This is a genomic window from Cohnella phaseoli (genome assembly GCF_003386235.1).
GTDB classification, from domain to species: domain Bacteria; phylum Bacillota; class Bacilli; order Paenibacillales; family Paenibacillaceae; genus Cohnella; species Cohnella phaseoli.
In genome coordinates this window covers 85,296-111,985 of the sequence record NZ_QRDZ01000028.1, presented here as the reverse complement: position 1 = coordinate 111,985, position 26,690 = coordinate 85,296, and the positions used below count along the sequence as shown (strand labels likewise).

Below are 26,690 nucleotides of genomic sequence, written 5' to 3'. Positions count from 1 at the left end.
ATACGATCACTTCAAGCGGTAAGCGTGCTGCGGAACGGCGGAGCGTTCTGGAGCGATACCGGAAGCTGCGTCGAGATCGGGCGAGGACGAGGCGGCTTGTTGAGCCGACCGAGCCAGAGCCCTGGAAATTTGGACACAGAGCGTCAAGTAACAGGTATACAGCGCCGTAGTCAATACGCCGGACACGATAAGGAGAGTGGCGCTTGGTTCGGTATCGAGTCTGGCCAAATACCGGCTAACGGAATTGTCCAGAAGGTACAGAAGGATAAGCGGCGCTACCATGCCAATGATGAACTGGCCCTGCCTGGAAGTGGAGGGCGTACCGTCGAATTGTCGGCCGATGCGGAGAAATACCGAAGGGATCCCGTATATGTTGAAGATTGGAATCATATTGCAGGCCAGTGCCATGCCCGGAGAACGGGAGTAGAACGGGAACAGGCTTTGCAAATCCATATGTATACGGTAAATCCAGACCAGATAGACGACCAGCACGATATAGAATAGGACCGTTCCGAAGAGAGAAACGAACGAGTCCAGTTCGTAGGCATAATCGAAATAGGCCGTTTCGTTCACGGAATATACGACTGTGCTAAGCAAATTAATTGCGGATAGCGAGACGAGAATCGTAAGCAAAATCTTGAATACATTCGATAAAACCTCGGAATACAGCTTTTTCATACGTACGCAGCCTCTCCTTATTCCTTTAATTTTTGCAGAAAATCGACAGCCTCTTCCAACGTATCCACGGGTACGACCTCAAGACTCAGCTCCAACTCGTCCGCCCAATGCAGGGCTTCTTCCTCGTTGCTGATTCCTTCATAATAAAACCTGTCCCTATCGCCGGGAACGAAGAAATAGTCGGCACCGAACTTCTCCGCGGTAAGAAGCTTCTCCCGAATCGCGCCTACCGAGCCTACTAGATGATCCGCCTCCATCGTTCCGGTTCCGGCGATAACGTACCGTCCGCCGTCGGAGAAGTCCTCATTGCGAGACTCCTCAAACAGGCCGATCGCAAGCATCAGTCCCAAGGAATCGCCGTAGTATTCGCCCGCCAGCTCGATCAGCTCTTCCAGGCGGCTTGATCTCTCTTCCTCGTCAAGCGCTACCTCTGCCGCTGCTTCGACGGTCGTGATCGCATGGAGAAGGGTCTCGTCTCGCAGACTTTCTCCGATCTCCATCATTTCTTCCATTTCTTCCATCGCCGAGCTGTCGGCAGATACGAATTCCGCTTCAGGGTATGCCTTATTTACACTCCATCGCTCGTACAGATTATGGACGACGCCTTCCTGGACGTAACAGAAACGAACGCTTCCGTTTACGCCAAGCTCCTGCACCGACGGAATGTCGCCAGGTGCGGAGAAAGTGGCATAACGCGGCAAAAAGCAGATAATTGCCACTCCCATCGGGATGAGCAGCAGCAAGCTAACGATGACGTATTCCGGACGAATCCGCCGTTTGAGTACGATTGGCGCTTCCATTCTCTGTTCATTCCATTCCTGGTAAAAAGTTCTCTGCCATTTGTGAGTTCGACGAATTTCGGCAGTTTCCTTCCAGAAGCTGCAAATGATGTGGTTGTCATGAGAAAAGGAGCGGTTTTGTCTGCTGATCAGGCCGACATAACCGCTCCCTTTCGGAAGGCTATTCGCGGGTTTAACCCTAGATAAAACGAATTTCTCTTTGTTCGCATTCGGGGGCGGCGAATTGCAGCAAATGCTCCCCTTCTGCGATTAGACTGTCTTGATCTTCCCGGCTCAGCGGACGAAAAGGCTCGATAACGAGCGCCGCAGCCGCGCGTTCTCGCACAATGCTCCAAATTCCGGCGACGAATCCGTCGATCAGAAACGTCGGGCGAATAATTCCGTTGATCGTGAAGACGCGTTTGCGATCGTCCTCGGAGATGATTCGCGTCCGATCGGCATGCGACAGCAGCACATTGTCAAATTCGGCGACATATCGCGGAGCAACCGGCAAGTTCTCGTCGGGGAGCGGAGCGTCGGGGATATCAAACAGCTCGCGCCCCTGCTCGTCGCGGAAAACCCGCAAGCGGGAACGCATTCTCCGAACGACTTCGTTCAATCGCGTTAGGCCGCACCAGGCCTGCATATCTTGAACCGTCGCAGGACCGAAGGCAGCCAAATAGCGTTCAAGCATCCATTCCGGCGAGCTTGGCGGGGCGTTATCCAGCCCCAGCCATGCCTCTGTCGTCGTATGAGCGGCCGCGCCGCTTTCGCCCCACAGTCCTCGCGGAGGCACCTGCACGAGCGACAGCAGCGTGCGCGCGGCAACGCCTAAAGCGGCGATGTCGCGCCCTTGCCAGCGCTCGTCCGCCGCTAAGCGCTCGCCGATTTCCTGAAAAGTCATCGGACTTTCCTCGACTAGTCTGCGAGCTGCCGCTGCTAGTTCGGCTTCGTCGGCTCCTTCGAGACGTTTGCCATGGTTCGACCTGTACCCTCTTTCCATAGCCGGCTGAATGAGCGGGCGAAGCGCTAAAGCATCGCGGGCGGAGACGAGATGAATCGTCGAGCGCATCAGCGCGATCCGCACCGCCTGACGGGATCGAATCAGCTCCGCCAGCTCGTCTTGCCGAAAGTTTTCGAGCCTGGTCCATAAGCCGAAGTAAGGCGGAGCGGGAGCCTGCGATTGCATGCCTACAAGATGTTCTATCGTTTCCAAAGCGGAAAGATTTTGTCGGCGGATGAGCATCTGACGTTCCAGCAGCGCGCGATTAAGCTGTCGACGGCTTAGAACGGACTCTGGGCTCGTGTCCGTAGAAGAAGGATGTGCCATCGGGAGACCTTCCTTTCGGTGTTCATGACGACTTTGGACGGTAGGGAAACTAGCAACTCTCGTATTTTCTCCAGTCTACCGGAACGAGCCTTATTTTCCAAATTCCATATTGACATCACAAACGTCAAGGTCTAGAATAAGACATTATAAACACGACTAATCCAATCGGAATATATATGTATCGACCAGACCACTGGAGACCAAACAAGCTAGAGGTTTGGTCTTTTTTTGTTTATGTAAATCCGATTGGCAGAGAGAGCAGGTGATGGCAAGCGAGTGGGAGAGCCGGAAAAGAAAGAAGGGGAGGAGAACGCCGGCGGGTTCTACGCGAAGGCGATTCTGGAGCCGATCTATCGGCAGGCTCAGGAGCAGTTGCTGGCCCCGGTGAACGCCGTTAACAAGGCGCATCTGATTATGCTGGCGGAGCAAGGGCTGATCGGGGAGGAGGAGGCTCAAGCAATCGCGAAGGCGCTGCTCGGCCTCGATCTGGCAAAGCTCGCAACGAGCCGGTATACGGGACGATTTGAAGATTTGTTCTTCGAGGTCGAGCATGAGCTGACGAAGGCGGCGGGAGAGGCCGCGGGCAGTTTGCATCTGGCCAGAAGCCGGAACGATATGGGCATCGCCGTCTACCGGATCGCGCTTCGGGAGAAGCTGCTGCGAACGCTGGATGCCGGCCTCGAGCTGAGAAGCCGGTTGATCGAGTTTGCCGAAAAGCACGTCGACACGCTGATGCTTGGATACACGCACACGCAGCAGGCTCAGCCGACAACGATGGCGCATTACGCCTTGGCCGTATCCGATTCGCTCGCCCGCGACTTCTGCCGGTTGAAGGCAGCCTATGCCAATTGCAACCGCAGCAGCATGGGCGCCGCTGCTCTAACCGGCTCGGGCTTCGCGATTGATCGATTGCGTACGGCGGAGCTGCTCGGCTTCGGCGAGGTCATTGAAAATACGTACGACGCGGTCAGCGGGGCCGACTACGTCGGCGAGGCGGCGACCGCGACGTCGCTGGCTGCGGTTAATCTGGGACGATTCGCGCAGGAGCTGCTGCTCTGGTGCACGCAGGAATTCGCAGCGATCCGGGTAGCCGATCCGTTCGTGCAGATCAGCTCGATCATGCCGCAGAAACGCAATCCCGTATCGATCGAGCACGCGCGCTCCTTGCTGTCGAGCTGCGCGGGGGATGCCGCTACGGTATTGACGATGATCCACAATACGCCGTTCGGAGATATCGTCGACACGGAAGACGATCTTCAGCCTTACGCCTGGAGATGTCTGCGTACGCTCGAGACGGTCTATCGCCTACTCGCTGGCATCATCGCCACCTTGGAGGTGAACGCGGACGCGCTGCGCTCTCGGGCCGAAGCAAGCTTCGCTGCGACGACAGAACTGGCGGATACGCTGGTGCGCAGGGAGGGGCTTGCGTTCCGGGTCAGCCATAGCATCGTGTCGAGGCTGATACGAGATGCGGACGCCGAAGGGTTGGCCGTTCGCGAGCTGACGCCGGAACGGTTGAACGCCGCAGCGGAGGCCGTTCTGGGCCGTCCGCTTCGCCTAACCGCGGACGAACTGGCGGAAGCGCTCGATCCCGGGCATTTCGTCTCCGTGCGCCAACTGCGGGGAGGGCCGAGCCCGAAGGAGGTTGAGCGGGCGCTGCGCGGGCAGTGGGAGAGGCTGGACGGCGAGAGGACGCGGCTTGATCGGGAGCGGGAGCTTCAGAAGAGCAGAGCCGCCGAGTTGGACGAAATACTGGTCGCCTGGTTGCGGCCGCGCGGATAGGAAGGAGGAATGGCCGATGTTCAGAGAGGGATTCAAAGTGTTCGATATTCACGGTCACATGCCCTATCCTTTTCCGAGGCTGTATGAAGCGCACGAGCAGATTGCAGAGTACGGCAGGGAGCGGGCCGAGCGGATGAGGCTGACTTGGGATTTCGGCTCGGCCAAGGAGAATCCGGCGGAGCAAGCGAGACCGCTGGCCGATCGCTGGAAAGACGAGCTGGACAAATACGGCATCGGGGGCATGAATTTTCTGACCGGTCCCACGAACGACGAGTTGGCCGAGCAAATCTCAAGAGCTCCCGATCGGTTTACGGGCTTCGCATCGCATCCGATCGAAGGGCCGGACGCGCTATCCGAGCTGCAAAGGGCAGTCGACGAGCTCGGACTGAAGGGCTACAAGCAGTTCGGACCGCTGACGCTAATCTCATACGACGATCCGTCGCTTCGCCCGATCTGGGCGTTCCTGGCGGAACGGGGGCTGCCGGTGCTGATCCATTTCGGAATGCTGGGGCACGCCGGCGGCATTGTCGAGCACCGGAATATTAACCCGCTCGCCATCTTTAACGTCGCGCGTGAGTATACCGACATTCCGTTCGTCATCCCGCATTTCGGGTGCGGCTACTTCCGCGAGCTGCTCCATCTGTGCTGGAGCTGCCCGAACGTGTATGTAGACACGTCGGGCTCCAATCAGTGGACAAGGTGGATGCCGTACGAGTTGAATCTCGAAATTCTGTTCCGCAAAACCCGCGAGCTGATCGGCGCGGAACGGATTGTTTTCGGAACCGATTCGATGGGGTTTCCCAGAGGATATCACTATCGTTATTTGCAGGATCAGGTTCGCGTCGTTCGCGAGCTGCGCTTTGCGGAGGAAGAAATAGAGGCGATCTTCGGCAACAATGCAAGAAAGCTGCTGAACCTGCCGAGTGCATTGACCATTTCGGATCAAGAGGAGAGGACAAGAAAATGAATCAACCCTTGCGTTACGGTATAAAGCTAGCGTCGGCCCTCGCCGCCCTTCTGGTCGTATTGACGGCTTGCGGAGGAGACAATGGCAAAGGGGGAGACGCCTCGCCGGCGTCTTCGAACGCGGCGGCATCGCCGCAGGCATCGGCGGGGGAGGCTCCCTCTTCCGCAAGCGCGGAGAAGGTGACGATCGAATACTGGCAGTACGAGTTTCCGGCCAAAGTCGAGTTGATCGACGAGCTCATCCAGGAGTTTCAGACGCTTCATCCCAACATTACCGTCAAGCAGACGAACTTTCCGTACGACCAATACAGCCAGAAGGTCGCGACGCTCGTTCCGGCCGGCAAAGGACCGGACGTCATCAACCTGTACTACGGCTGGCTGCCGCAATACGTAGCTTCCGGATACCTGCAGCCCCTCCCGGAAGATGCTTTCCCGCCGACGCAGATCGAGAGCGACTACTATCCGCTCGTCAGCGCCGCCAAGCTGGACGGAGCCTATTATGCCATTCCGACGGCCGTACGCACGCTGGCGCTGTTCTATAACAAGGACTTGTTCGCCAAAGCGCAGATCGCGGAGCCGCCGACGACATGGGAGGAGCTTGTCGACGCGGCCAAGAAGCTGACGGAGAAGGACGACAAAGGGCAATTCGTCGTCGAAGGCTTCGCTTGGGAGCCGGGAGCGCAGCTCCATCACTGGTTCCGCGACGGCTTGCTGCCGCAGGCGGGCGCGCAGGATCTGAGCGACGACCGCAGGAAGGTGCTATGGGACGAAACCCCCGCCGGTCTCGAAGCGTTCCAATACTTGCTCGATTTTGCGATTACGCACAAGACGGGCATTAACGGATTTTATAACGACGATATCAACGCCTTCAAGACGGGGCATGCCGCGATCAACATTGACGGATCGTTCCGGCTCGGCGCGCTTAAGAACGACGCTCCCGATCTCGTCTACGGCATCGCGCCGCTCCCGTCCTACAAAGAGAAGTCCGCTCCGGCTTCCTTCTGGGCGAACGCCATTCCGAAGAACGTCCAGGGCGCCAAGCTGGAGGCGGCCAAGGAATTTCTGAAATTCCTGACGAGCAAGGAAGTACAGGAGAAATGGGTGGAACGGGTCGGGGAGCTGCCGGCTCAGAAAGCCGTCGGTTCCCAGGACAAATACGTAAACGACGAGAAGCTCGGGCCGTTCATTCGGCAGCTCGACAACAGCAAGGCGCACTTCTTCATCGACGAGAACCAGGAGCGCACGCTGATCGTGAACGCGACGAACGAGGTGCTGCTCAACAATGTGCCCGTGGAACAGGCATTCAAGGATCTTGTCGCCAAAACCCAAAAAATCTACGACGACTATTGGGCTAAGCAGGATAAAAAATAACGCGGGAGCGCCGGCCCGGGCAGGTTGCCGGAGCCGGCTTCCGCCCAACGGAGGGATCATCTGCGATGATCGCGCAGGCTATTCGACTGACCGCCCGCAAGAGCCGAGCTCTGCTGGGTTTCCGTTTGCCATACCGGGCGCAGCGTTACGTCTTCATCTATCTGGTGCTGGCGTTTCCTCTGTTTTATTTTCTGGGGACCAGGCTGCTGCCGATTCTCTACGCCTTTAACGTGAGCGTTCGGGAGTGGGACCTGCTTTCGCCGGAGAAGCCGTACGTGGGCTTCGACAATTTCGCGGCGCTGTTCGGCGATGAGGTGTTTCGCAAGTCGATCGTGAATACGCTGATTTACGTGGGAGTCGGCGTTCCCGGGCAGCTTGCCGTCGGCCTCGCGGTGGCGCTGCTCATCCATCGGATTCGGCGTTTTCGGGGCTTGTTCCGCACAATCTATTTTATTCCTTACGTAACGAGCGCGGTCGCCGTCAGCTGGGTGTTCCGCTGGATTCTGATGCGCAACGGCTGGCTGAATCAGACGCTGTTGAGTTTGGGGCTGGAGCCGCAGCTGTTCCTGCAGTCTCATCGGCAGGCGATCTATCTTGTCATCCTGACGATTATCTGGCAGAGCATCGGCTTCCAAATGCTCGTGTTCCTTACCGGCCTGGAAGGCGTGCCCCGCATGTATTACGATGCCGCGGCGATAGACGGCGCCGGTTCCTGGCGCCGGTTCCGCCACGTGACGCTGCCGCTGCTCAACCCGGCCATCGTCTTCTCCGTCGTTATCGGCGCGATCTCGTATTTGCAGACGTTCGGGCAAGTGCTGAGCATGACCAACGGCGAGCCGCTCAACTCGACGAGAACGATCGTGCTCCACGTCTACGCGCTTGCGTTCCAGCGCTTTCAGATGGGCAGCGCCGCCGCTGCGACCGTCATTTTGTTCGTCATGATTCTGGCGTTGACGCTGCTTCAATTCAAGCTTGTCGGACGCAAGGTCGAATACTAATCGCGATTCGAAGAAGAAGGAGGCCGATGAATTGAGCACGCAGCACATTCACCGAATTTCCGCGCGAGGCAGTCCTTCGGGAAGCCGACTGGGCTCGCTCGCCAGCTACGTTTTGTTAACGCTGGGCACGCTTGTCGTCATTTTTCCTTTTCTTTGGATGGTCGCCACATCGTTTAAGCTGCCCCAGGACTTATACAGCCTGCGGCTTATTCCGGAAACAGCGACGCTCGGCAATTACGCCGAAATTTTCGAGAAAGCCCCGTTTTTCTCCTGGATCGGCAACACGGTTCTGCTTGCGCTCATTACGGTGACGACAGTCCTCGTCTTCGACACGATGGTCGGCTATGTGCTCGCGAAATTTTCCTTTGTCGGAAAAAGCGTTATTTTTCTGCTGATTATTAGCACGCTAATGGTGCCCATCGAGATGCTCATCATCCCTTGGTATCTGATCGCGACGGAGCTGGGGTGGTCGGATACGTACTGGGGAGTGTTGTTTCCCGGCATCATTACTGCCTTCGGCATCTTCCTGATGCGGCAGTTCATGGAGGGCTTGCCGTCCGAGCTGCTGGACGCGGCCCGCATCGACGGCCTGAACGAATGGAGAATCATGGCCCGAATCGCGGTCCCGCTGGTCAAGCCGGCCATTGCCGCCTTGACGATTCTGACGTTCATCAGCAATTGGAACCAGTTTACCTGGCCCCTTATCGTGCTTCAGTCGGAGGAGCGGTTTACGCTTCCGGTAGGTATTTTGTACTTTTCCAGCGAGCTGAAGGATTCCAGCAGTTGGATTCTGATCATGACCGGAGCGACAGTCTCGATCCTTCCGCTAATCGCTTTGTTTCTCGTGTTCCAGAAGCAGATCATTCGGGGAATTGCCCTGAGCGGTATGAAGTGAGAGGCGTTCGACTATCGGATCCTCGCCAGCGTTAGCCGGAGCGGATCAAGGGAGCGGGCCGTCCATCGGGGTAGACGACTCCAACAACGGCCTCCCGGCTATCCGACCCATCTCCCGCATCCGTCGCATATATTCCGTCACCTTTCGGTCTTCCTCCAACGGATACGAGCAGCCGAGCTTGTCCGCCAGAGCCAGGCCAACGGCCCGAGTAAGCCGCCCGGTCTCGAACAGCGCGTCCCAGATGCGCTCCGAGTCGCCATCTGCGTAAGTACGGGCGTAGGACGCCCACAGCTCCTCCGGCATCAAACGCTCAAGCCACCGTCCCGCCTTGCCGACGTTCACCGACCAGCGGTTGTTCATGCCGACGTGCCAGCTCAGCACCTTCACCAACGCGCCTCGCACGACCACATCGAGCATAAACTTGGCGTACGGAAGCTCGCCTCTTCTCAATCCTTTCGCCACGTTCGTCGAGCACCACCATATCTCGTTAAACGCCTCTTCGATTTCGCGCCGATCAGGCTGCGTCGTGACATAGGAGCGATCGCTCGGAGGCGGAACCTCGCCCATTCTTCCGTCTTTGTCCAGCAGCACCTTCGTCAAGCTGTCGTCCAGCCCTGACATCTTGTCCGCGAAGCGGAAGGACAGGTCGATGCGAACCCCATCCATAAACTGCATCAGAAATATCTCCCACGTCTCGTCCTCGTTCTCCTCTTCCTCAGACCGATTGTGCTGCATAATCATCAGCTCGCCGAACTCGGCTGCGATCCAGCTCTGATCCCGCACGAACGAATCGATGTCCGTCACTCCGTAAATGACGTCGTAGTCCCGCAGCTCGTCCTTCTCAACGTTCGGGTTAACGCGGGAGCCGTTCAACAGAACGACGCGTACCCGCGAATCCCGTCCAGCCAAGCTTAACAGTTGTCCGAAAACTTCCTCTTCCCGCCTCATCGCAACCTCCGCACCTTCCGTATTTTCTCCAGTCTACCGGAACGCGTTTTATTTTCCAACAACCGCTTTACTCTGGAGTTACTCCATAGTTTAAGATAGAGGCAAGATACGCCTAACCTAATCCTGCGGCCCAACTGGGGAGGAGAAGATGGAGATGCAATTTCTAAGAAGGGTAGCGGGCAATGCGAGAAATGCGTTTCGTTTTACGAGTACGGGGCTGTCTTTGAAAGAGAAATGGAGACTCGCGCTCCCCGGTCCGATTCTGTCGGTCGGAGGCGTGCTGATCCACAACGTCTTCATCAAGTATTACACCGACATTATCGGCCTCAGTCCGACGATGGTCGGCTGGGTGTACATCATCTACAACATCTGGAATGCGATCAACGATCCGTTCATCGGCGTCTGGATCGATAAGATGAGGCACAAGCCGAGGCGGGGAAAATACGTCTATGTCATGCGCGTCACGGTCCCGTTCATGATTCTTTCTTCGTTCGCGATGATGCTGTCGAGTCCTTCCTGGAACGAGTGGACGATTTTTCTGCTGTATACGGTGGAGCTGTTCATCTACGACACGGCGGCAACAGCCTACAGCATCGCCTATCAATCCTACACGCTGGTCGCCGCACCGACGAAGGAAGAGCGCGTTGACGTGAACATTATCCAGAACTATGTCTCCCAAGGGATGTCTTTTCTGGTGACGATGATTCCGACGATGCTGCTGGTAGGGGACGGGAAGAGAGAGGTCATCCTTCCGATCTTCACCTTGGTCATATTGGCCGAATCGATCTTTTTCACCTTGGCGCTAAGGGGACTGAGGGACGACGCCAAAATGTACGAAAGTCTGGAAAACCAGCATCTCGACCTGCGGGACATATGGAAGGAATCTTGGCAGATTATCAAATCCCGGCCTTTTCTCTCGTACATTCTGTTTTCCATTATTACCGTCGGGCCGATCGGCTTTTACTTCACGCCTTTCCTATACTATATGGACGATGTTATGAATGTAAGCGGTGCCACCGCAACGATCGTCGACGTGAGCACACATGTGGCCGTTCTGCTCGTCCTTCCCGTCGCAGGCTATTTCATCAAGAAAAACGGCACGAAAATCAGCGTTTACTGGGGAACGCTCACCGCGCTGCTCGGTTATCTCGGCATTTTTCTGGCCCCTAATCTCTGGATTGCCGCGATCTCCTATACGCTGGTCGTGTTTACGGTCAACTACATTCGCACCGCGGCGGCGCCTATGGGCGCGCTGATCATCGACGAGAATGAACGAACGACCGGCGTGCGGAAAACGGGGCTGTTCAACGGCTTGTTCTCGGTGTTTACCGTTGCTTTCTCAAGTATACAGACGGTGGTCTTCATCAATGTGATCGGCTCCTACGGATACGACGGGACAGCGGATTTTCAGACGGATTCGGCTTTGTTCGGCATACGGCTGGCTGCGGGCATCATCCCTCTGGCGGCTGTTTTGCTGGGGCTTCTTCCAATTTCGTTCTATCCGTTCGATAAGAAAAAGGAAGAGGAAATTTCGGCGTTCAGCAATCGGGCGCGAAGAGGAGAAGGGGCATAGATGAGCGAGCATTCGTTAAGGCTTAGTTTTACGATCGGGGAAGTGTCGCAAATCCTGGATATTCCCGTCGATACGTTGCGCTACTATGACAAAATCGGGCTGCTGGCCCCCCATATCCGGGATACGAACAAATACAGGTATTACGATCTTGAGCAGTTCGACGCGTTGATCACGATCCGCATGCTCAGAGCGATGGAGGTTCCGATCGAACGTATTCAGGAGCTGCTGAAGGAGCGGGAGTTGGCCGGAATTCGCGGATTGCTCAGAGAGAAACGGTCCGAAATCGACCGTCGGCTGGCGTATTTGACCCAATTGTCCGGCAAGCTCGAAACACTGCATGGGAAGCTTCGAAGGTTTGAGGACACGAATACAATCGAGCTGGTCAAGACAGAGCCTGCCTGGGTATTGTTGACCGACTCGATAATGGAAAGCGGGGACCGCAAGCTTGGAAGCCGGGTTCAGGAGCAGGTGCGCCGCATCCGCGAGCCGAAGGAGTGGATCGCCTTCTGCCACATTATATCCATCGTGTCGCAGGACAATTTGCTGGCAGGCCGCTATCACAATTATCTGAACAACGGCATTTTGTCCACGCATCCGCTGGCGGGAGAGGGCGATATTTTTCGTAAGCTTGAACCGTTTTATTGCGCGAGAAAATACGTGGTCATCGGCAAGGACGACTATTCCAAGCTGGACGAACACTATGAGCTTATGCGGGCTTTTATTGCTAGGCGCGGCTTCCGGGTTGCCGGCGATTCGCTGGAAATCAATCTGTATAACCAGTACGACCGTCACTATATCGAAATGCATATTCCGATCGCGGAGACATAAAGGAGGACATAGCTATGAAAAAACTCAGAGCCCAAGGACAGCGTATCGTTAACGAGGACGGAGCGCACGTCATTCTTCACGGCGTCAACCTGGTCTGTAAGGAGAAAAAGAAAGGGTATGTGGAGCCGTGCGACGAGGGGCTGTTTGCCTGGTTTCGCGAACAAGGCTACAACGTTGTGAGATTGGGGCTGATCTGGGACGGCGTGGAGCCGGAGCCGGGCGAGTACGACGACATCTATCTCGGCAAGATCAAGCAGCAGGCCGCCTGGGCGGAACAGAACGGCATTTATGTGTTTCTCGACATGCATCAGGATTTGTATAGCGTTTTGTATGGGGACGGGGCGCCGGCTTGGGCAACGCTCACCGACGATTTGCCTCATGTGGAGGGGCAGCTGTGGAGCGACGCTTATTTGGAAAGTCCGGCCGTGAACCGGGCGTTGGATCGTTTCTGGGACAATGCTGCGGGGCCGGGAGGCGTTGGCTTGCAGGAGCGGTATGCGGCGATGTGGCGGCATGTGGCGGAGTTTTTCTCCGATTGTCCGAATCTGATCGGCTACGATCTGATGAACGAGCCGTACCCGGGCACGGACGGACAGGAGGTGCTGGGCGCGATTATCGCCGCTTACGCGGAGACGGTGCTAGGGCTGACGGATGCCGATCCCGGGCAGCTCGCGGAGCTGTGGTTCGACGAGGAGAAGAAGCTGGAAGTGCTGGCAGGCATGGCGAAAATGGAAATCTATCGGCCGCTCGTCGAGAGTGCGACGGAAGCGTCTCAACGTTTTGAGCGGGAGAAGCTGGCGGGGTTCTTTAATCGGACGGCTGGCACGATCCGTGAGGTTGATCCGGAGCGGCTAATGCTGCTGGAAACGAGCTATTTTGCCAATATGGGCATTGAGTCCGGGCTTCAGCCGTTGACGGACAGGTCGGGAAATCGGGATGCGGGTATGCTGTATGCGCCGCACGGCTACGACTTGGTCGTCGATACGAATCACTACGAGGCGTACAATCAGGATCGCGTCGATCTGATCTTCTCCGTTCATCGTCGCGTACAGCAGCGCTTGAATGTTCCTGCGCTGATCGGGGAATGGGGGGCGTATAACGACCATCCGGCCACCTACGGCTTGACGAAGGCGATCGTTGCTTTGTTCGAGGAATACTTGTGGAGCAGCACGTATTGGTGTTGGACGGACGGTTTTAAGGAGGCGCCTTACGCGGCAGGGTTGAATCGGGCGTATCCGCAAGCGACCGGGGGCGAGCTGTTGCGATACCGCTACGACTACGATGCCGGAAGGCTCGAAATGGAGTATGTATCGGACGGAGGAGAGACGGTAATCTATCATCCGCATGCCGCTCGTCTGGGTGAGGGGGCTGTCGTCATTACCGGTGCGGAAGGCTGTCAGGTGGAGATTCGACCTTACAGAGGCATGGAAAATCGTCAAGGGGAAAGTCGGCCCGACGGAGGCGCGCAGGGCGGTCTGGTGACCGTGCGCGCTCCGAAGGGAGATGCTTCCGTATCCGTGCGGATCGGAGGGTGAGCCGGCTTATTTCATGACCATGACCGGGATGCCCGAATGCAGGATGACGTTATGGCTGACGCTTCCGACCATCAGCTCCCGGAACGCGCCGAGCCCTCTGCTGCCGATGATGATCAGATCGCAGTCTGAGCCGTCCGCGTAGTCGAGAATGGCCGAAGCCGGCGACCCGGCCAAAATCACGACATCCGTATCGGACAGGTCGCCGATTTTTTGCTTCACGCTGTCGATAATCTTTTCTCCGTGTTTCTTGACTTCTTCCTGATAGGATTCAGGTTGAGTGAAAGTCATATCGCCGATCGCGACAGGCTGTAAGTTGATGACATGCGCTACGGTGAGTCGCGTTCCGGCATCCTTCCGAGCGAGTTGAATCGCTTTGTCGAGCGCTCTGCCCGCCGGCTCGGAGCCGTCATAAGGAACGAGAATATGGTTGAAGATCATATACAGTCCTCCTTGATCGTTTATACTGTCCAAGTTACTCCGATGAGAAGCAATAGTCAAATTCCCCATGCCCTGCGGCATGAATGACAGCCTTCCGGCCTTGTGCGAATGCGCAGGATCGGAGGGCTGTATTAATGGGCGGCAAGTCGCGTTTCCACAGGAAAAAAGAGAGGAGAACGGACGTCGCCTGGCGGAACTCGCGCAGAACTATGATATGATACGGTTAGCGTATTTTATCTTATCTACGAAGAGAGTTGATGTGGGCATGCATCTGATGTCCGTTGAGAATATTTCCAAGAGCTATAGCGACAAAATATTGTTCGAAAACGTGACGTTCGGCGTCGAGACCGGGGATAAAGTCGGCATTATCGGCGTGAACGGCACGGGCAAATCGACGCTGCTGAAGGTAATCGCGGGTGTGGAGCCGCCCGATTCGGGCCAGGTGACGACCGGGCGCTCCGTCGTGCTGCGCATGTTGGCCCAGGACCCGACGTTTGGGCCGGAGGAAACCGCGCTGGAGCATGTGCTCGGGGGAGATTCGCCGCAGCTTCGGGTTGTGCGCGAGCATAGCGCGGTGCTGGAAGAGCTGGAGCGGCGTCCGGACGATTCCGGTTTGCAGGAACGGCTGATCGCCGTCAATGCGAGAATGGACGAGTTGAACGCATGGTCGTTGGAAAGCGAGGCGAAGACCGCGCTGACGAAGCTCGGCATTGTCGACGTATTTGGCAAAGTAGCGACCTTCTCGGGCGGGCAGCGCAAACGCGTGGCCATGGCGGCGGCGCTGCTGCAGCCGTCCGATGTGCTTATTCTGGACGAGCCGACGAACCACATCGACAACGATTCCGTCGCCTGGCTCGAAGGGATGCTGCAGAAGCGCAAAGGCGCGCTGCTGATGATTACGCACGACCGGTATTTCCTGGACCGGGTCAGCAACCGGGTGATCGAGCTGGATCGCGGCTCGGCGTATTTCTATGAAGCGAACTACAGCCGGTTTCTGGAGCTGAAGCTGGAGCGGGAGGAGCGCGAGGCCGCTTCGGAGGCCAAGCGGCAAAATCTGCTGCGCAACGAGCTGGCCTGGATCCGGCGCGGAGCGCAGGCTCGTTCGACGAAGCAGAAGGCAAGGATTGACCGCTACGAGGCGCTGAAGACGCAGGGGCCAAAAGGCGCCTCCGGCAAGATGGACGTGTCGGTAGCCTCGACGAGGCTTGGCAAGAAGATTCTGGAGATCGAGAATTTGCGGAAAAGCCTCGGAGGCCGAGAGTTGATTCGCGATCTGAGCTATATCGCGGTGCCGGAGGATCGCGTGGGCATCGTCGGGCGCAACGGAAGCGGGAAGTCGACGCTGCTTAAGCTGATCGCCGGGAAGCTGCAGCCGGACGCGGGGCGCGTGGAGCTGGGTCCGACGGTGAAGCTAGGCTGGTTCAGCCAGGAGCACGAGGAGATGGACGAGTCGCTTCGGGTGATGGAGTATATCCGCGAAGGGGCCGAGCAGGTGAAGACCGCGGACGGAACGACGATCTCCGCGGGACAGATGCTGGAGCGGTTTCTGTTTGCTCCTGCGGTGCAGTGGTCGGTCATTTCCAAGTTGTCCGGCGGGGAGAAACGGCGTCTGCAGCTTTTGCGGGTACTGTTGAACGCGCCTAACGTGCTGCTGCTGGACGAGCCGACCAACGATCTGGACATCGCTACGCTCACGGTGCTGGAGGATTACTTGGACGAATTCCCTGGCGTAGTGATCGTCGTATCGCACGATCGGTATTTCCTTGACCGGACGGTGGATCGCATTCTCGCGTTTGAGGGGGATGGCGTCGTTGCCGAGCATACGGGCAACTATTCGGATTATCAGACATATGCCGAGCGGCAGGAAGCGGAGAAGCAGGCCGCGGGTGCTCCGGCGAAAGCTTCCGGGGCATCGACGGCGGGGCCGGCTGCGGCTGCTGCTGTGCAGGAACGCAAGGAGCGGCCTCAACTAAAAATGTCGTATAAGGACCAGAAGGATTTCGAGCAGATCGACGGCTGGATTGCCGAGGCCGAAGAGGCGCTTGCCGCTGTTGCTTCCCGCATGGAAGAAGCTGCGAGTGACCCCGGACGGTTGCAGCAACTGATGGAGGAGCAGACGGCGCTGGAAGCGAAGCTCGACGCGCTATTGGAGCGGTGGACGGAGCTGAACGAGCTGGCCGAGCAGATCGCGGCTAACAAGAGCGCGCGGGGATAAGGCCAATATTGTCAGCAGTCTGTGTGCTGTGCGCTATGCGCGCTCACGGCCGTTTTGGCCTTTGCTCCGGGGCTTGGGTAGCGTGTAGGCACTTTTTGGGCCTTCGCCCCGGGGCTTGGGTAGCGTGGAGGCACTTTCTTGGCCTTCGCTCCGGGGCATGGGTAGCGTGGAGGCACTTTCTTGGCCTTCACTCTGGAGCTTGGGTAGCGTGTAGGCACTTTTTTGGCCTTCGCTCCGGGTCTTGGGTAGCGTGTAGGCACTTTCTTGGCCTTCGCTCGGGGGCATGGGTAGCGTGTAGGCACTTTTTTGGCCTTCACTCCGGGTCTCGGGTAGCGTGTAGGCACTTTTTTGGCCTTCACTCCGGGGCTCGGGTGGCGTGTAGGCACTTTTTTGGCCTTCGCTCCGGGTCTCGGGTAGCGTGTAGGCACTTTTTTGGCCTTCGCTCCAGGGCTCGGGTAGCGTGTAGGCACTTTCTTGGCCTTCGCTCCGTGGCTCGGGTAGCGTGTAGGCACTTTCTTGGCCTTCGCTCCGGGGCATGGGTAGCGTGTAGGCACTTTTTTGGCCTTTAGCCCCAGGGGCATGGGCGGTTGAAGCGTATAATGGCTTGCGAGGCCGTTAGAGTCAGGGAAGAGAGTGAGTTTGCGTGTGTAGCGGTCTGCGGGACCGTTAGAGTCAGGGAAGAGAGTGAGTTTGCGTGTGTAGCGGTCTGCGAGGCCATTAGCGTTCAGGAGGAAGAAGGCTTAATATGCCTTATTTCCCCCTGACCGTTCCGCCTGTGTGGACTTGGCGAAAAAGGCTATGCGTCGGGGTAAGAGAACAAGACCTCGTGGACGCTGAGCTTGGCGCCGAGCATGATGCCTGCGCCGGGCTTAGGCTGTTCGCCGTGGCTGGCTTGTCCGTCGGTCGGGTTGTTCTCAGGCTTCGGGCGCGAGTGGGCATGAGCCTGCTTAAAAGCGTCGCTGTTTACCCAGCCGTCGAAAGCCTCGCGATTTTCCCAAGTTGTGCATACTTTCAGTTCGTCGTGTTCCTCCAGCGACTCGGACAGCAGCTCCATGCGGATAAAGCCGGGAGCGTGCTGAACGCCTTTCGGATTTTTGAACCTCTCAGCTACCTCCCCGACATGGCCGGATTTGATGCGAATCGTATTGATGGCAACGATCATGATCGTAACCCCCTTTGAGATTAAGTACAGTTTAAGTGTACCAAATCTCGCATCGCGTCGCTTGCATCTCCGGCTGAGCGTCTATGCCGCGTGGCTATACCCCGCTATGCATCCAAATGGACGCCAACGCTCTTGAGGACCGCTTCCCGCCAATAGTAAGCTGCAACTGCAATATCGAAGGCGGCCATGCCCATTGGATTAAAAAAGATCGGAACATCCGGCATTAGCGAACAAAGTCGGTCTCCTCGGATCGCGTCCCGGAACGTCATCGTATCCTGTTCCGCTAATCCTTCGTGCAGGTGCAACTGCTCGATATCTGTATTTTCTCGGCAAACCTCTTGCCAGCTGTCGACGATAACCTGTGTCCCGCGTACACACCTTGGCTCGTAGTCCCGCAGGGAAACGTTCACCAGCAGCGATCCCGGCACGGGGGGCTCGTCGATGTAACGAGTGGGCGAGACTGTGCAGGTCACAACTACATCGCTCTCCCGGTAAACTTCCTGCCAATTATCGCATACGGTCGCCTTGGTCTGCCGAACCCCCGTGCCGACTGAGGCGGGATCGATTCCTCGAATGTCGAACAGCTTCATGCCTTCCACTTTTTCTCCGAACATCGTCGCGATCATATCATAATGTCTTTTACCGATCGGTCCCCAACCGATAATTCCGATCCGATAGCGTTCGCGACGCCCTAATTGAAAATAAGCGCTAAGCATCGCCGCACTTACCGCCGCCGTTCGCAATTCGTTAAGCAAGCCGCCGCACAGGAACGCTACGGGAGCGCCGGTAGTCGGATCGTTCAGGACGATCGAGCCATGCGCCCGGGGGAGCCCGAGCTTGGTGTTGCCCGGAAAGCTGGCGATCCACTTGATGCCGCTCATCTCCGTCTCGCCTCCGACGAAGGCAGGCATGGCGATGATCCGATTGCCCGGCTCCCGGAACCGCAAGTAAGGCTTCAACGGTTGAACCGTCTCCGAAGTGCCAAGCAAAGCCGTCGTCTGCGCAATCAGTCCCGCTAACAAAGGCCAATCCGCACCAAGCTGCCGGATATGTCCGTCATTCAGGTAGATCATGTTGCGTAGAACCTCCTCCCTATTTGTTGTTCGGACTCACACGTTGTTTGCGACCCATTCATCGTTGTACACGGTGTCCAAGTAGCGGTCCCCGCGATCGGGCAGTATCGCAGCGCAGACGGAACCCGGCGGAATGTCGTCCCGAAGAGAGCGAATCGCCGCCAGAACGCCGCCGGAGGAAGCGCCGGCGAGAATCCCCTCCGAGCGCAGCAGCTCTCGGCACATATCCACGCACTCCCGTTCCGTCGCATATACGATTCGGTCGATCAGCTCCGCTCGGGCGATCGGAGGCACCATCGCCGCCCCCAGTCCGGGAAATTTTCGCGTCCCCTTCGCTCCGCCAAAAATCACGCTGCCCGCCGCGTCTACCGCAACAATCGTCGTTGGCAGCCCGCCGTCCTTCAACCGTTCGGCGCAGCCTCGTATCGTTCCGCAGGAGCTGACCCCGCAAAACAAATAATCGATGCGCGGCAGCGCCTCCATCATCTCCGGCATCGTCGTCTCGTAGTGGGCCAAATAATTGTTCGGGTTGCCGTACTGGTTTGTCCAATAGCCATTGCCGATCTGTCGCTGCAGCTGCTTCACTCGCTCAATCCGCGCCGGCAAATAGTCTCCGCTAACCGGGTCCGGCGAAGAGACCAGCTCGACCTCTCCCCCCAGTAGCCGAATGAGGCGCAGATGGCTCTCGGTCGTACGGGGATCTACGACGCAAATAAACCGAAGCCCCAGTCCTCGGCAAATTTGCGCCAAGCTAACCGCCATATTTCCCGAGCTCGATTCGATAACCGTCGTCCCCCGGCGAATGTCCCCCGAACGAATCGCTTCGCGTATGATGCGAAGCGCAGGGCGATCCTTGGCGCTGCCGCCCGGATTCATCATCTCCAGCTTTCCGTATACGCGGAACGTCTCTTCCCGAAATAGTCGGCTCAAAGTAACGAGGGGCGTCCTGCCAATCGCGCTTCCGATGCCGTCCAGCGCTTCCGTTGCGTCCATCAAACCCGGATCGAGATCACCCATCCGCCCCGCCCCTTTCCTCAATCGCAGCTGTCTCCTGATGTTTCTCCCGGCATCATCGCCATTCCCCGTCATCCCCCCCTCAATCATAGAAGACCTTTTTCCGCTTAATCGCCGGTCCGTCATATGCTGCCTCCTCGGGCACGACTCGAATTGCCTCCAAAATCCCGCCGCGGATCATAGCCCCGATCTCGGGAATGCGCTCGGCCAGCTCTCGCTCGATGCTCTCGCAAACAGCGGCGCCCACAGGGCTGCGGCTGCCGATATGCACCGTCAGCTTGTTCCCGCGCACATGGATGGCGACATGGGCCTCTCTCAAATGGCGATAGACGACGTTTTCGATATCGTACACGCTGATCTTCTCTCCGTGCTTCAGCTCCGGCCCGATCCGGCGCACGAGTGCCTCGAAGCTCTGCCGCCACTTCCCATCCACTCGAATCGGTCGCAAATCCCGGACAACGTCATAGGTGACGAAACGCAAGGCGGGAAAAAGCTCGCGAACATGCGAGGTCAGCACAAGTACGGATTCCCCATCCTGCAGCGGCTCCCATCCGCCGCCCAGAGCCTCCGCCGATATTCCCTCGGCCTTAATGCCTTCGGCAAACAAATAACGTCCATGTTCATGCGAGTAGCTCGCGATTGTGCCGATCTCAATCGAGCCGTATGTGTCGGTGATACGTTCCTCATGCAGTCCGAGTCTCTCCGCTACGCTGCGACGCCAGGAGGGGGCGGCGATCTCGCCGACCAGGAGGACGCTGCGGAGTCCGTAACCGGCAGGGTCGTCCTCGGCCGCGGCCAGAAGGCGATCGAGAATCGACGGCATCGTATAGAGAACGTGTGGCCGCAGCGTTCCGAGCCGTTCCAGATGACGACCGATCGGCTGTTCGAACGAGATAGAATCCGCCGCAACGCCGATTCTCGCAAATACGTCCAGAGCGGTGCCTGCCGCATGGCCCGTTCCCATATCCGAGAGCGCAGTCGAAGCGCCGGCAGGCTCGATAATCCGTCGAAACAGCTCCGCTTTGATGCGAATATAATGATTTTCGTCCTCGGCAGAATAGAAAATCGTTTTCCGCCGGTTCGTACTCGTTCCCGACGTTCGATATGACGTCGTCCGTCCGACAACGCCATCCTCGGCATACGGCAGCTCGCGGCTGTAGTAGTAACGCTCCAGCAGCTCAGACGTCATTAAGGGAAGCCGTTCGATCGAACGAACCGCGAACCGGTCGATGCCCGCATCCGAGAGAAGCTGTCCGTACCAAGGAAACAGACGAACGGTCCTATCGATCTTGGCGTGAAAAGGCGATAAACTCATGGCGATTCCTCCGCTTCCGCCTTCAAAGGCCGATAATTATATATATGTGCGCGAGCGTCTCGCGTTCTTCCTTGCGGAGCTAGGCGTCGGCCCTGCCGTTTCGGGTCTGCTGTCCATACTTTGATCGTAAAGCGATACCCTTGAAGGGAAAAGGAAGGGAGCTGACGAGGAAAATGAGCAAGCGGACGACGGAATCGAGCAAATGGATCAAGACGAAGCTGCTGGAAGGTTCCGCCGCATTGGTCCGGCATATCCCGGCAACGCGGCGTCTGACGTCCTCATCGCTCGGTAGGATGCTTAGCCGATACGGGATGGTATACATCAAACCGGTGTTTGGATCTTGCGGCGTAGGCGTTATGAGAATAGAGAGGGCGCGCGGCGGATGGGCTGTACGCGATGGCGCGAAGCGCCGTGTGTTCGCCAGCCGTGCCAATTTGTTCGGATGGGTGCGCAAGCGAATAGGCCGGAAGCCGTATTTGGTGCAGCGCGGCATTCATGTGTTGAGGCTAAGAGGAAGACCGATCGATTATCGAGTCGTGGTCCAGAAGGGGCGCAAAAACGGCTGGAAGGTAACCGGCGTGGCCGCGCGGGTAGCTTCTCCTCGCAAAGCGGTGACGAACGGCAGCCAGGGAGGGAGCATTTACGCCGCGCGCAGCCTGCTGCGGCGCACGGCGGGGAAGAAGCAGGCGAAGAAGCTGCTGAGCAGGTTCGGCAGCATGGCGCATGCGACCGCAAAGCGTTTCGAGCGATCGTACCCCCGGATGAAAGAGCTTGGGTTGGACATAGCGGTCGATCGGCGCAAGCGGGCATGGATTATCGAGGTGAATACGCGGCCCGATCCTTGTCCGTTCACAAGGCTGGACGACCGCTCCATGCTGCGGCGCATCATCCGATACGCGCGAGGATACGGACGTACGTACGCCTTGAACTGCACGAAAGCAAGACGGGGCGGCGGATAATGCAGCGATTAATCGCCGACAAACGAAATTTACCCGAAAACCGTGCGAGCTCTTTCCCCGCGCGGTTTTCGGGGTTTTTGGCGCGGAGTTATTTATTATTCTTTTATTGGCGTTAACTAAAATGAAAGTGAGCTGATCTTATTTCAAGAGGTGAACGGGAATGGACAAGTTGTTCGCAAATGCTAGGAAATGCTGGATCGTGACGCTGATCATAGGTTTGTTCGGTGTTTCTTTGCCTCCTTTCGCGGGAGCAGCCGTGGGTGGAGGCGGCTATAGCCAACCCCCTTGGAAGGAGGTTGATCAATCGTCGCCCGGACCGGTCGCGCGATTCGCTTCGGCGATGGCCTTCGACGAGGATAGCGGTAGTACCTTGCTTTTCGGCGGTGTGGATATCAACTACGATGATCTGGACGATACCTGGATGTGGGACGGCCAGAGGTGGACGGACGTAACTCCCGCAGATCCCAGCGATTCACCGTCAACGCGTATTTACGGAGAGATGGCTTACGCGGGTCCAGGCAAAGGCATTTTGCTCTTCGGAGGAAACGATGCTGCCGGCATTTTTAACGAAACGTGGTTATGGGACGGAACAAAATGGAGCAACGTAACCCCTGCGGATACGAGCGCGAACTATCCTCCGGGGCGGATCGAGTTCAGCATGACGTACATCGGAGACGGCGAGGTTCTTCTGTATGGCGGGTGGGGAGAGAACGGGGATCTGAAGGATACCTGGATATGGAACGGAACAAGCTGGAGAGACGCCACACCGGCCGATCCGAACGATTCTCCGACGACGATTAATCGGACAAGCATCGCGTATGACAAGAAAAACGATCAAGTTGTGCTTTTCGGCGGATATACGAGCAATTTCCCTTATGTTTCGAATACGACGTGGATATGGGATGGTCTGAAGTGGAATCTTCGGGCGCCGGCTGCTTCGCCTGCTCCGCGAGTCTTCGCAAGCATGGCCTACGATTCGAATCTCGAAAAAGTCATCCTGGTCGGTGGCGAAGCGGGGTACATCCCCAAAGACGACGTATGGTTCTGGGACGGAATGAATTGGACGGAGCAGACGGAGGCGAATTTGCCGCAGCTCAGTTTATCCAATATGGTCTTCGATAGCGGGAGAGGGCAATCCGTTCTGTTCAGCGGTTACAGCGAAGACTATCTGTTCGAGAAAACGTGGACGCATCGAATATCAGCCGTATCGAACGTCGGCGTTGCGAGCGGATCCAATGCAGGAGAGGCCGCGGCGGACTGGATCGTCGAGTTCGATACAGGCGCTTACGGAGCTCTGGAGGGGGGCTCGGACACCCTTACTCTGCATGTACCGTCCGGTACAACTCTTCCGGCTTCAAACCTGAATTACACGATTAACGGCACAGCCTCGTCCGCGTTAATCCAGAACGCCGCCGAAGAGGCGACGATTACGTTACCGCAAAACGTGTCGGCGAATAGCCGGGTGTCCGTTGCGATACGAGGCGTTGCCAATCCTCCTGCGGGCAGCTACGGCTCTGAAAATTTTACGGTGTCCACAAGTCAGGACATCGTTGTTGCATCGGCCGCTAGCGGGCTGAACTTCCTTGTGCCCGACCATATCGCAGTTGGAGCGACGCCCGCCCAAGTATTGACCGGAGACAGTGTATCGGTCACGGGAGTCGTCTACGGCGTTGGCGGTCTTCCAGTCTCCGGCGTGGGGGTCGACCTCGCGGCTTCGTCGGGCAGCTTCGGAAGCGCGAGCGCGATGACGGACGCGAACGGCCGGTTCAGCGCTCTCTTTACGGCGCCGTCCTCTGCCGGAGACGTTACGATAACGGCCGCTTTGCGCGCGAATCCTGCCGTGGCGGCAACGGTTGCCGTGCGCGTCAATGCGCGTTCCAACGGCGGAAACGGAGGCGGCTCTGGAGGAGGAAGTTCGGGGGCCGGCGCCAAGCCGGTAACCGTCGAAGATCCGGCTGATCCTTCGAGCTCGCCGGACATTGAGGAGCCTAAGCCTGCCTTTACCGATATCGCGGGTCATTGGGGGGAAGCCGATATCCTGGATGCGGCAAGGAAAGGGATTGTGGAGGGTTATCCGGACGGCTCATACCGCCCCAATCGCACCGTGACGCGCGCGGAATTCGCAGTGATGCTGACGAACGCGTTAAAGCTCTCAAACCAAGGGACGATTCTAAGCTTCAAGGACGCGGACCGAATTGGACAGTGGGCCCGGGCAGCCGTTGCGCAAGCCGCAGGAGCGGGACTTATCCAAGGCGATGCGAACGGCAACTTTCGTCCGGACGCCCTGATTACGAGGGCGGAGATGGCCGTGATGGTGGCAAGGGCGTTAAGCTTGGCGGCGGATGCTCGCTCAGCAGGATTCGCGGACGATCGGGACATTCCGGACTGGGCCGTCGGGGCCGCGGCCGAGATGAAGAAGCTGGACATAATGCGAGGGAAAGGAGACAATGGCTTCTTCCCGAAGGATCCTGCGACGAGGGCGGAAGCGGCAACGGTTCTGTTGAAGACGCTGGCGGCCATAGCTCAAAAATAACGGACAAGAACATATCTTTTTGGAAGAAACCGTTCTAGGACAACCGACGTAGAAGGAGGAGGACCCAAAACAAGGAGGTTAAGATTATGAACTGCCCGGTATGCAACGACAGCCGAATGAGGGAAGTGGAGAGAAACGGGATTCTCATCGACGTATGCCCAACATGCAAAGGGGTGTGGCTGGACCGCGGAGAGCTGGAGAAGCTGATGCAAGACGTCAGAGAGGTGCGTCAAGACTATAATGACTGGTATTACGGCGATTCTTCGGAGGGCTACGAGCAGCAGAAGGGGAACTACCCTCCTCAACAGTACGCGCCTCCGCAGCAACAGCAACCGTATCCGAAGCAACAGTATCCGCAACATGGTCATTACCCGCACAAGAAAAAGAAAAAAAGCGTTATGGATCTCTTCGGCGACTTGTTCGATTAAGCAACGGAAGGCATCCGTTGTATAGGGGCTGTCTATCCCATAAATAAGCAAAATCGTTCCGAGTGATTATCGCAGGACGAATGTAGCGGGTATCTATCTCCCTCCGATCGAGAGGGGATAGATACCTTATTTTGCATGGATAGTCTTGTATACCTTGCTTGGGGGATTGCCCATTGTTTATGAACGAAGGGGGGAGCTGCCGGTAAAGGAAGGGTTTTCCACAACTATTGTCGAAAAAGGGAGGAATCAAACGAAAAAGCAAAGGTTGTGTAGACATTGTTTTGTACTCAGTGCGGACAAAGCTTGCCTGAGCATGCCCGGTTTTGCAGCCGGTGCGGGGGTAAGGTTGATGTGGGGACTGCGGAACCGCAAGCGAATCCGCCTGTGGAGAAGCCGACGGTGAGTCTGGAGAAGCCGATGGCGGGAAGGCTGCCGGAGCATCACGGGAATCCGTCGGAGGAGAGGTCGCCGGAGCCGCAAGCGACGCAGTTGAAAGACGAATCCGCAGATCAAACGATAGATCGGCCTGCCAATCATTCGACGGAACGGATAGCGGATCGATTAGAGGAACGTCCGTCATTCGCGGCGCCCCCCGATTATCCGGCCGATGACTTCGACGAGCAAGTATCGGCGTTCGTGCAGCGGAATTCCGGCTACTACTTGCGCAAGTGGAGCAAGAGCGCCACGCCCGCGAAGGATATCGGCTGGAACTGGGCCGCGTTTTTCCTTTCCTACTTCTGGCTGGCGTACCGCAAGCAATACGGAATCGTACTCCTATTATTAGGTGTTTGGATAGCCATCGACATTGTTAATATTGCCTTCGATCTCGAGGTGAACAACGTAGGCTCCGGCTTATTTTGTTCAGTAGGTATCGCACTGGGCGCCAATGCCTTATATTACAAGCATACGACCAAACAGATCGATAAAATCAATCGCTATCCGCTGGAACGCTCCCTCAAACTCAAAGCGTTGTCTCAAAAGGGAGGAACGAGCTTTATAAGCGTGTTTATGGCGATTGGACTGCTGACCGTGTATATCATAATTAATTTATTTGTTCTTTTTCCCAATTTCGGCAAGACGGATATCCAGTTCGGGCGTTCCGAATCCGGCAGCGCCATCACAGATCAGACCAGCGTATTCGAGGAAAACGAGTCAATCCATTATGGCTTCGGATTCCCGGGGAAAGCCGGAGATATCGAAGTCATTCTTGAAATTCGCCAAGGTTCGGACAGCAAAGTCGTAGATCGCTGGGAGCTTAAGGTTCCTTCGGATTGGCCGGGGGTAATTCACCGCTTCGACGCTCCTAAACCGGGAGACTATACGCTTAAGATCGTTATGGACGATAGAGTCATTTCCAAAGGGAAATTTTCAGTGAAGGGACGATTGGCCTGATATAACAATCGGCAGGGTACCGGGAGATTGTTCGTGGGCGGGAGTCTGGCCGAGGCTGTATAGCAATCAAAGCGTCGGGCTTCTCGCCAGTCGATCGGCTGCTCCCGCCGTCCGGCCCCAGGCAGGGAAGCGTGCCGCTGTACAGAGGTTGACCGGACAACTGCAAACGGAAGGGGCTGTCTCATAAGCAGGGTCGTAAGTTATCCATATACTCGTCGAAGACGCCTTAGTGATATGGAGTCCCTGATCTTGATTGATTTATACGGTTTTTCATACAAACGTCCGTCGTTTGAGCCTGAGCAGAGCGGCTTTGTACGTTTTTTCGATCAAATGTTTGCCATTTAAGCCTTATTCGAGCTGTGTTGTAAAACTTCCCTGCCTCAACTTTTGTGTGTCTCTGCAAGGCTGCTTCAGCCTCAAGGACACAGAAGGCGTTTTTTACTTGCGAGCTTAATAAGCCAATGTTGCCAATTCGACC

Annotated in this window: 22 protein-coding genes and 1 pseudogene; 14 read left to right on the top strand and 9 right to left on the bottom strand. The window is 57.0% G+C overall.

Features of this window, described 5'->3' with window-relative positions:
* Positions 1-6: 6 nt before the first annotated feature.
* The 3 genes from DFP98_RS28305 to DFP98_RS28295 form a co-directional block, all read right to left on the bottom strand.
* Positions 7-678: a hypothetical protein gene (locus DFP98_RS28305; protein WP_116064000.1), complete on the bottom strand. Its 672-nt coding sequence runs from the start codon at positions 676-678 to the stop codon at positions 7-9.
* Between the two features lie 17 nt (positions 679-695).
* A complete protein-coding gene (locus DFP98_RS28300; RefSeq protein ID WP_116063999.1) occupies positions 696-1,478 on the bottom strand; it encodes a hypothetical protein in 783 nt (260 codons plus the stop codon).
* A 178-nt stretch (positions 1,479-1,656) separates the two neighbouring features.
* On the bottom strand, positions 1,657-2,787 hold the full coding sequence (locus tag DFP98_RS28295; RefSeq protein WP_116063998.1) for a winged helix DNA-binding domain-containing protein: 1,131 nt from the start codon (positions 2,785-2,787) through the stop codon (positions 1,657-1,659).
* A 276-nt stretch (positions 2,788-3,063) separates the two neighbouring features.
* Between DFP98_RS28295 and argH the strand changes: the two genes are divergently transcribed.
* From argH to DFP98_RS28270, 5 genes are all read left to right on the top strand, one after another.
* The gene (gene argH / locus DFP98_RS28290; RefSeq protein WP_116063997.1) at positions 3,064-4,569 is read left to right on the top strand and encodes an argininosuccinate lyase; all 1,506 of its coding nucleotides are present in this window, start codon (positions 3,064-3,066) and stop codon (positions 4,567-4,569) included.
* A 16-nt stretch (positions 4,570-4,585) separates the two neighbouring features.
* The gene (locus DFP98_RS28285; RefSeq protein ID WP_116063996.1) at positions 4,586-5,536 is read left to right on the top strand and encodes an amidohydrolase family protein; all 951 of its coding nucleotides are present in this window, start codon (positions 4,586-4,588) and stop codon (positions 5,534-5,536) included.
* On the top strand, positions 5,533-6,906 hold the full coding sequence (locus DFP98_RS28280; protein WP_116063995.1) for a sugar ABC transporter substrate-binding protein: 1,374 nt from the start codon (positions 5,533-5,535) through the stop codon (positions 6,904-6,906). Before DFP98_RS28285 ends, DFP98_RS28280 begins: the two co-directional genes overlap by 4 nt.
* A gap of 65 nt (positions 6,907-6,971) precedes the next feature.
* Positions 6,972-7,904: a carbohydrate ABC transporter permease gene (locus tag DFP98_RS28275; protein ID WP_116063994.1), complete on the top strand. Its 933-nt coding sequence runs from the start codon at positions 6,972-6,974 to the stop codon at positions 7,902-7,904.
* A 31-nt stretch (positions 7,905-7,935) separates the two neighbouring features.
* Positions 7,936-8,799 carry a carbohydrate ABC transporter permease gene (locus tag DFP98_RS28270; RefSeq protein WP_246016807.1) on the top strand — a complete coding sequence of 288 codons (864 nt, stop codon included), beginning with the start codon at positions 7,936-7,938 and terminating at the stop codon, positions 8,797-8,799.
* 45 nt (positions 8,800-8,844) lie between these two features.
* Here the strand turns inward: DFP98_RS28270 and DFP98_RS28265 are convergent, their stop codons facing one another.
* Positions 8,845-9,747: an aminoglycoside 6-adenylyltransferase gene (locus DFP98_RS28265; protein WP_116063993.1), complete on the bottom strand. Its 903-nt coding sequence runs from the start codon at positions 9,745-9,747 to the stop codon at positions 8,845-8,847.
* A 148-nt stretch (positions 9,748-9,895) separates the two neighbouring features.
* Between DFP98_RS28265 and DFP98_RS28260 the strand changes: the two genes are divergently transcribed.
* The 3 genes from DFP98_RS28260 to DFP98_RS28250 are packed head-to-tail and all read left to right on the top strand — an operon-like array spanning position 9,896 to position 13,683.
* The gene (locus DFP98_RS28260; protein WP_116063992.1) at positions 9,896-11,320 is read left to right on the top strand and encodes an MFS transporter; all 1,425 of its coding nucleotides are present in this window, start codon (positions 9,896-9,898) and stop codon (positions 11,318-11,320) included.
* Positions 11,321-12,148: a MerR family transcriptional regulator gene (locus DFP98_RS28255; RefSeq protein ID WP_116063991.1), complete on the top strand. Its 828-nt coding sequence runs from the start codon at positions 11,321-11,323 to the stop codon at positions 12,146-12,148. It abuts the gene before it with no gap.
* Between the two features lie 14 nt (positions 12,149-12,162).
* On the top strand, positions 12,163-13,683 hold the full coding sequence (locus tag DFP98_RS28250; RefSeq protein WP_116063990.1) for a cellulase family glycosylhydrolase: 1,521 nt from the start codon (positions 12,163-12,165) through the stop codon (positions 13,681-13,683).
* A gap of 6 nt (positions 13,684-13,689) precedes the next feature.
* Here DFP98_RS28250 and DFP98_RS28245 read toward each other — a convergent pair whose 3' ends face one another.
* Positions 13,690-14,121 carry a universal stress protein gene (locus DFP98_RS28245; protein WP_181917992.1) on the bottom strand — a complete coding sequence of 144 codons (432 nt, stop codon included), beginning with the start codon at positions 14,119-14,121 and terminating at the stop codon, positions 13,690-13,692.
* A gap of 265 nt (positions 14,122-14,386) precedes the next feature.
* Between DFP98_RS28245 and DFP98_RS28240 the strand changes: the two genes are divergently transcribed.
* Entirely contained in the window at positions 14,387-16,336 is a 1,950-nt protein-coding gene (locus tag DFP98_RS28240; protein WP_116063988.1) for an ABC-F family ATP-binding cassette domain-containing protein, read from the top strand.
* Between the two features lie 796 nt (positions 16,337-17,132).
* Here DFP98_RS28240 and DFP98_RS28230 read toward each other — a convergent pair.
* The 4 genes from DFP98_RS28230 to DFP98_RS28215 form a co-directional block, all read right to left on the bottom strand.
* Positions 17,133-17,498 carry an antibiotic biosynthesis monooxygenase gene (locus tag DFP98_RS28230; protein ID WP_116063986.1) on the bottom strand — a complete coding sequence of 122 codons (366 nt, stop codon included), beginning with the start codon at positions 17,496-17,498 and terminating at the stop codon, positions 17,133-17,135.
* Positions 17,499-17,602: 104 nt separating this feature from the next.
* Positions 17,603-18,571, bottom strand: coding sequence for a 2,3-diaminopropionate biosynthesis protein SbnB (locus tag DFP98_RS28225; RefSeq protein ID WP_116063985.1), 969 nt, complete (start codon positions 18,569-18,571; stop codon positions 17,603-17,605).
* Positions 18,572-18,607: 36 nt separating this feature from the next.
* Positions 18,608-19,609: a 2,3-diaminopropionate biosynthesis protein SbnA gene (gene sbnA, locus DFP98_RS28220; protein ID WP_246016805.1), complete on the bottom strand. Its 1,002-nt coding sequence runs from the start codon at positions 19,607-19,609 to the stop codon at positions 18,608-18,610.
* Between the two features lie 58 nt (positions 19,610-19,667).
* On the bottom strand, positions 19,668-20,900 hold the full coding sequence (locus DFP98_RS28215; RefSeq protein ID WP_116063984.1) for a phenylacetate--CoA ligase family protein: 1,233 nt from the start codon (positions 20,898-20,900) through the stop codon (positions 19,668-19,670).
* A gap of 173 nt (positions 20,901-21,073) precedes the next feature.
* Between DFP98_RS28215 and DFP98_RS28210 the strand changes: the two genes are divergently transcribed.
* The 5 genes and pseudogenes from DFP98_RS28210 (at position 21,074) to DFP98_RS28195 (ending at position 26,212) form a co-directional block, all read left to right on the top strand.
* Complete coding sequence (locus DFP98_RS28210; protein WP_116063983.1) at positions 21,074-21,859, top strand: YheC/YheD family protein; 786 nt, start codon at positions 21,074-21,076, stop codon at positions 21,857-21,859.
* A gap of 160 nt (positions 21,860-22,019) precedes the next feature.
* Entirely contained in the window at positions 22,020-24,392 is a 2,373-nt protein-coding gene (locus tag DFP98_RS28205; protein ID WP_116063982.1) for an S-layer homology domain-containing protein, read from the top strand.
* Between the two features lie 86 nt (positions 24,393-24,478).
* On the top strand, positions 24,479-24,820 hold the full coding sequence (locus tag DFP98_RS28200) for a TFIIB-type zinc ribbon-containing protein (protein WP_116063981.1): 342 nt from the start codon (positions 24,479-24,481) through the stop codon (positions 24,818-24,820).
* 276 nt (positions 24,821-25,096) lie between these two features.
* A pseudogene (locus DFP98_RS40325) lies at positions 25,097-25,159 on the top strand (zinc-ribbon domain-containing protein); the annotation flags it as partial.
* A gap of 12 nt (positions 25,160-25,171) precedes the next feature.
* Positions 25,172-26,212 (top strand): DUF2628 domain-containing protein, encoded by a 1,041-nt coding sequence (locus tag DFP98_RS28195; protein WP_246016803.1) that lies wholly within the window; start codon positions 25,172-25,174, stop codon positions 26,210-26,212.
* Positions 26,213-26,690: the final 478 nt, after the last annotated feature.

Bases quoted from the DNA above. Each gene is read 5' to 3' on its own strand.
- DFP98_RS28280 (WP_116063995.1), top strand. From the start codon at position 5,533: ATGAATCAACCCTTGCGTTACGGTATAAAGCTAGCGTCGGCCCTCGCC.
- DFP98_RS28240 (WP_116063988.1), top strand. From the start codon at position 14,387: ATGCATCTGATGTCCGTTGAGAATATTTCCAAGAGCTATAGCGACAAA.
- DFP98_RS28285 (WP_116063996.1), top strand. From the start codon at position 4,586: ATGTTCAGAGAGGGATTCAAAGTGTTCGATATTCACGGTCACATGCCC.
- DFP98_RS28225 (WP_116063985.1), bottom strand. From the start codon at position 18,571: ATGATCTACCTGAATGACGGACATATCCGGCAGCTTGGTGCGGATTGG.
- DFP98_RS28200 (WP_116063981.1), top strand. From the start codon at position 24,479: ATGAACTGCCCGGTATGCAACGACAGCCGAATGAGGGAAGTGGAGAGA.
- DFP98_RS28255 (WP_116063991.1), top strand. From the start codon at position 11,321: ATGAGCGAGCATTCGTTAAGGCTTAGTTTTACGATCGGGGAAGTGTCG.
- DFP98_RS28205 (WP_116063982.1), top strand. From the start codon at position 22,020: ATGGACAAGTTGTTCGCAAATGCTAGGAAATGCTGGATCGTGACGCTG.
- DFP98_RS28250 (WP_116063990.1), top strand. From the start codon at position 12,163: ATGAAAAAACTCAGAGCCCAAGGACAGCGTATCGTTAACGAGGACGGA.
- DFP98_RS28210 (WP_116063983.1), top strand. From the start codon at position 21,074: ATGAGCAAGCGGACGACGGAATCGAGCAAATGGATCAAGACGAAGCTG.
- DFP98_RS28295 (WP_116063998.1), bottom strand. From the start codon at position 2,787: ATGGCACATCCTTCTTCTACGGACACGAGCCCAGAGTCCGTTCTAAGC.
- DFP98_RS28275 (WP_116063994.1), top strand. From the start codon at position 6,972: ATGATCGCGCAGGCTATTCGACTGACCGCCCGCAAGAGCCGAGCTCTG.
- DFP98_RS28215 (WP_116063984.1), bottom strand. From the start codon at position 20,900: ATGAGTTTATCGCCTTTTCACGCCAAGATCGATAGGACCGTTCGTCTG.
- DFP98_RS28305 (WP_116064000.1), bottom strand. From the start codon at position 678: ATGAAAAAGCTGTATTCCGAGGTTTTATCGAATGTATTCAAGATTTTG.
- DFP98_RS28260 (WP_116063992.1), top strand. From the start codon at position 9,896: ATGGAGATGCAATTTCTAAGAAGGGTAGCGGGCAATGCGAGAAATGCG.
- DFP98_RS28300 (WP_116063999.1), bottom strand. From the start codon at position 1,478: ATGGAAGCGCCAATCGTACTCAAACGGCGGATTCGTCCGGAATACGTC.
- DFP98_RS28245 (WP_181917992.1), bottom strand. From the start codon at position 14,121: ATGATCTTCAACCATATTCTCGTTCCTTATGACGGCTCCGAGCCGGCG.
- DFP98_RS28265 (WP_116063993.1), bottom strand. From the start codon at position 9,747: ATGAGGCGGGAAGAGGAAGTTTTCGGACAACTGTTAAGCTTGGCTGGA.
- DFP98_RS28230 (WP_116063986.1), bottom strand. From the start codon at position 17,498: ATGATCGTTGCCATCAATACGATTCGCATCAAATCCGGCCATGTCGGG.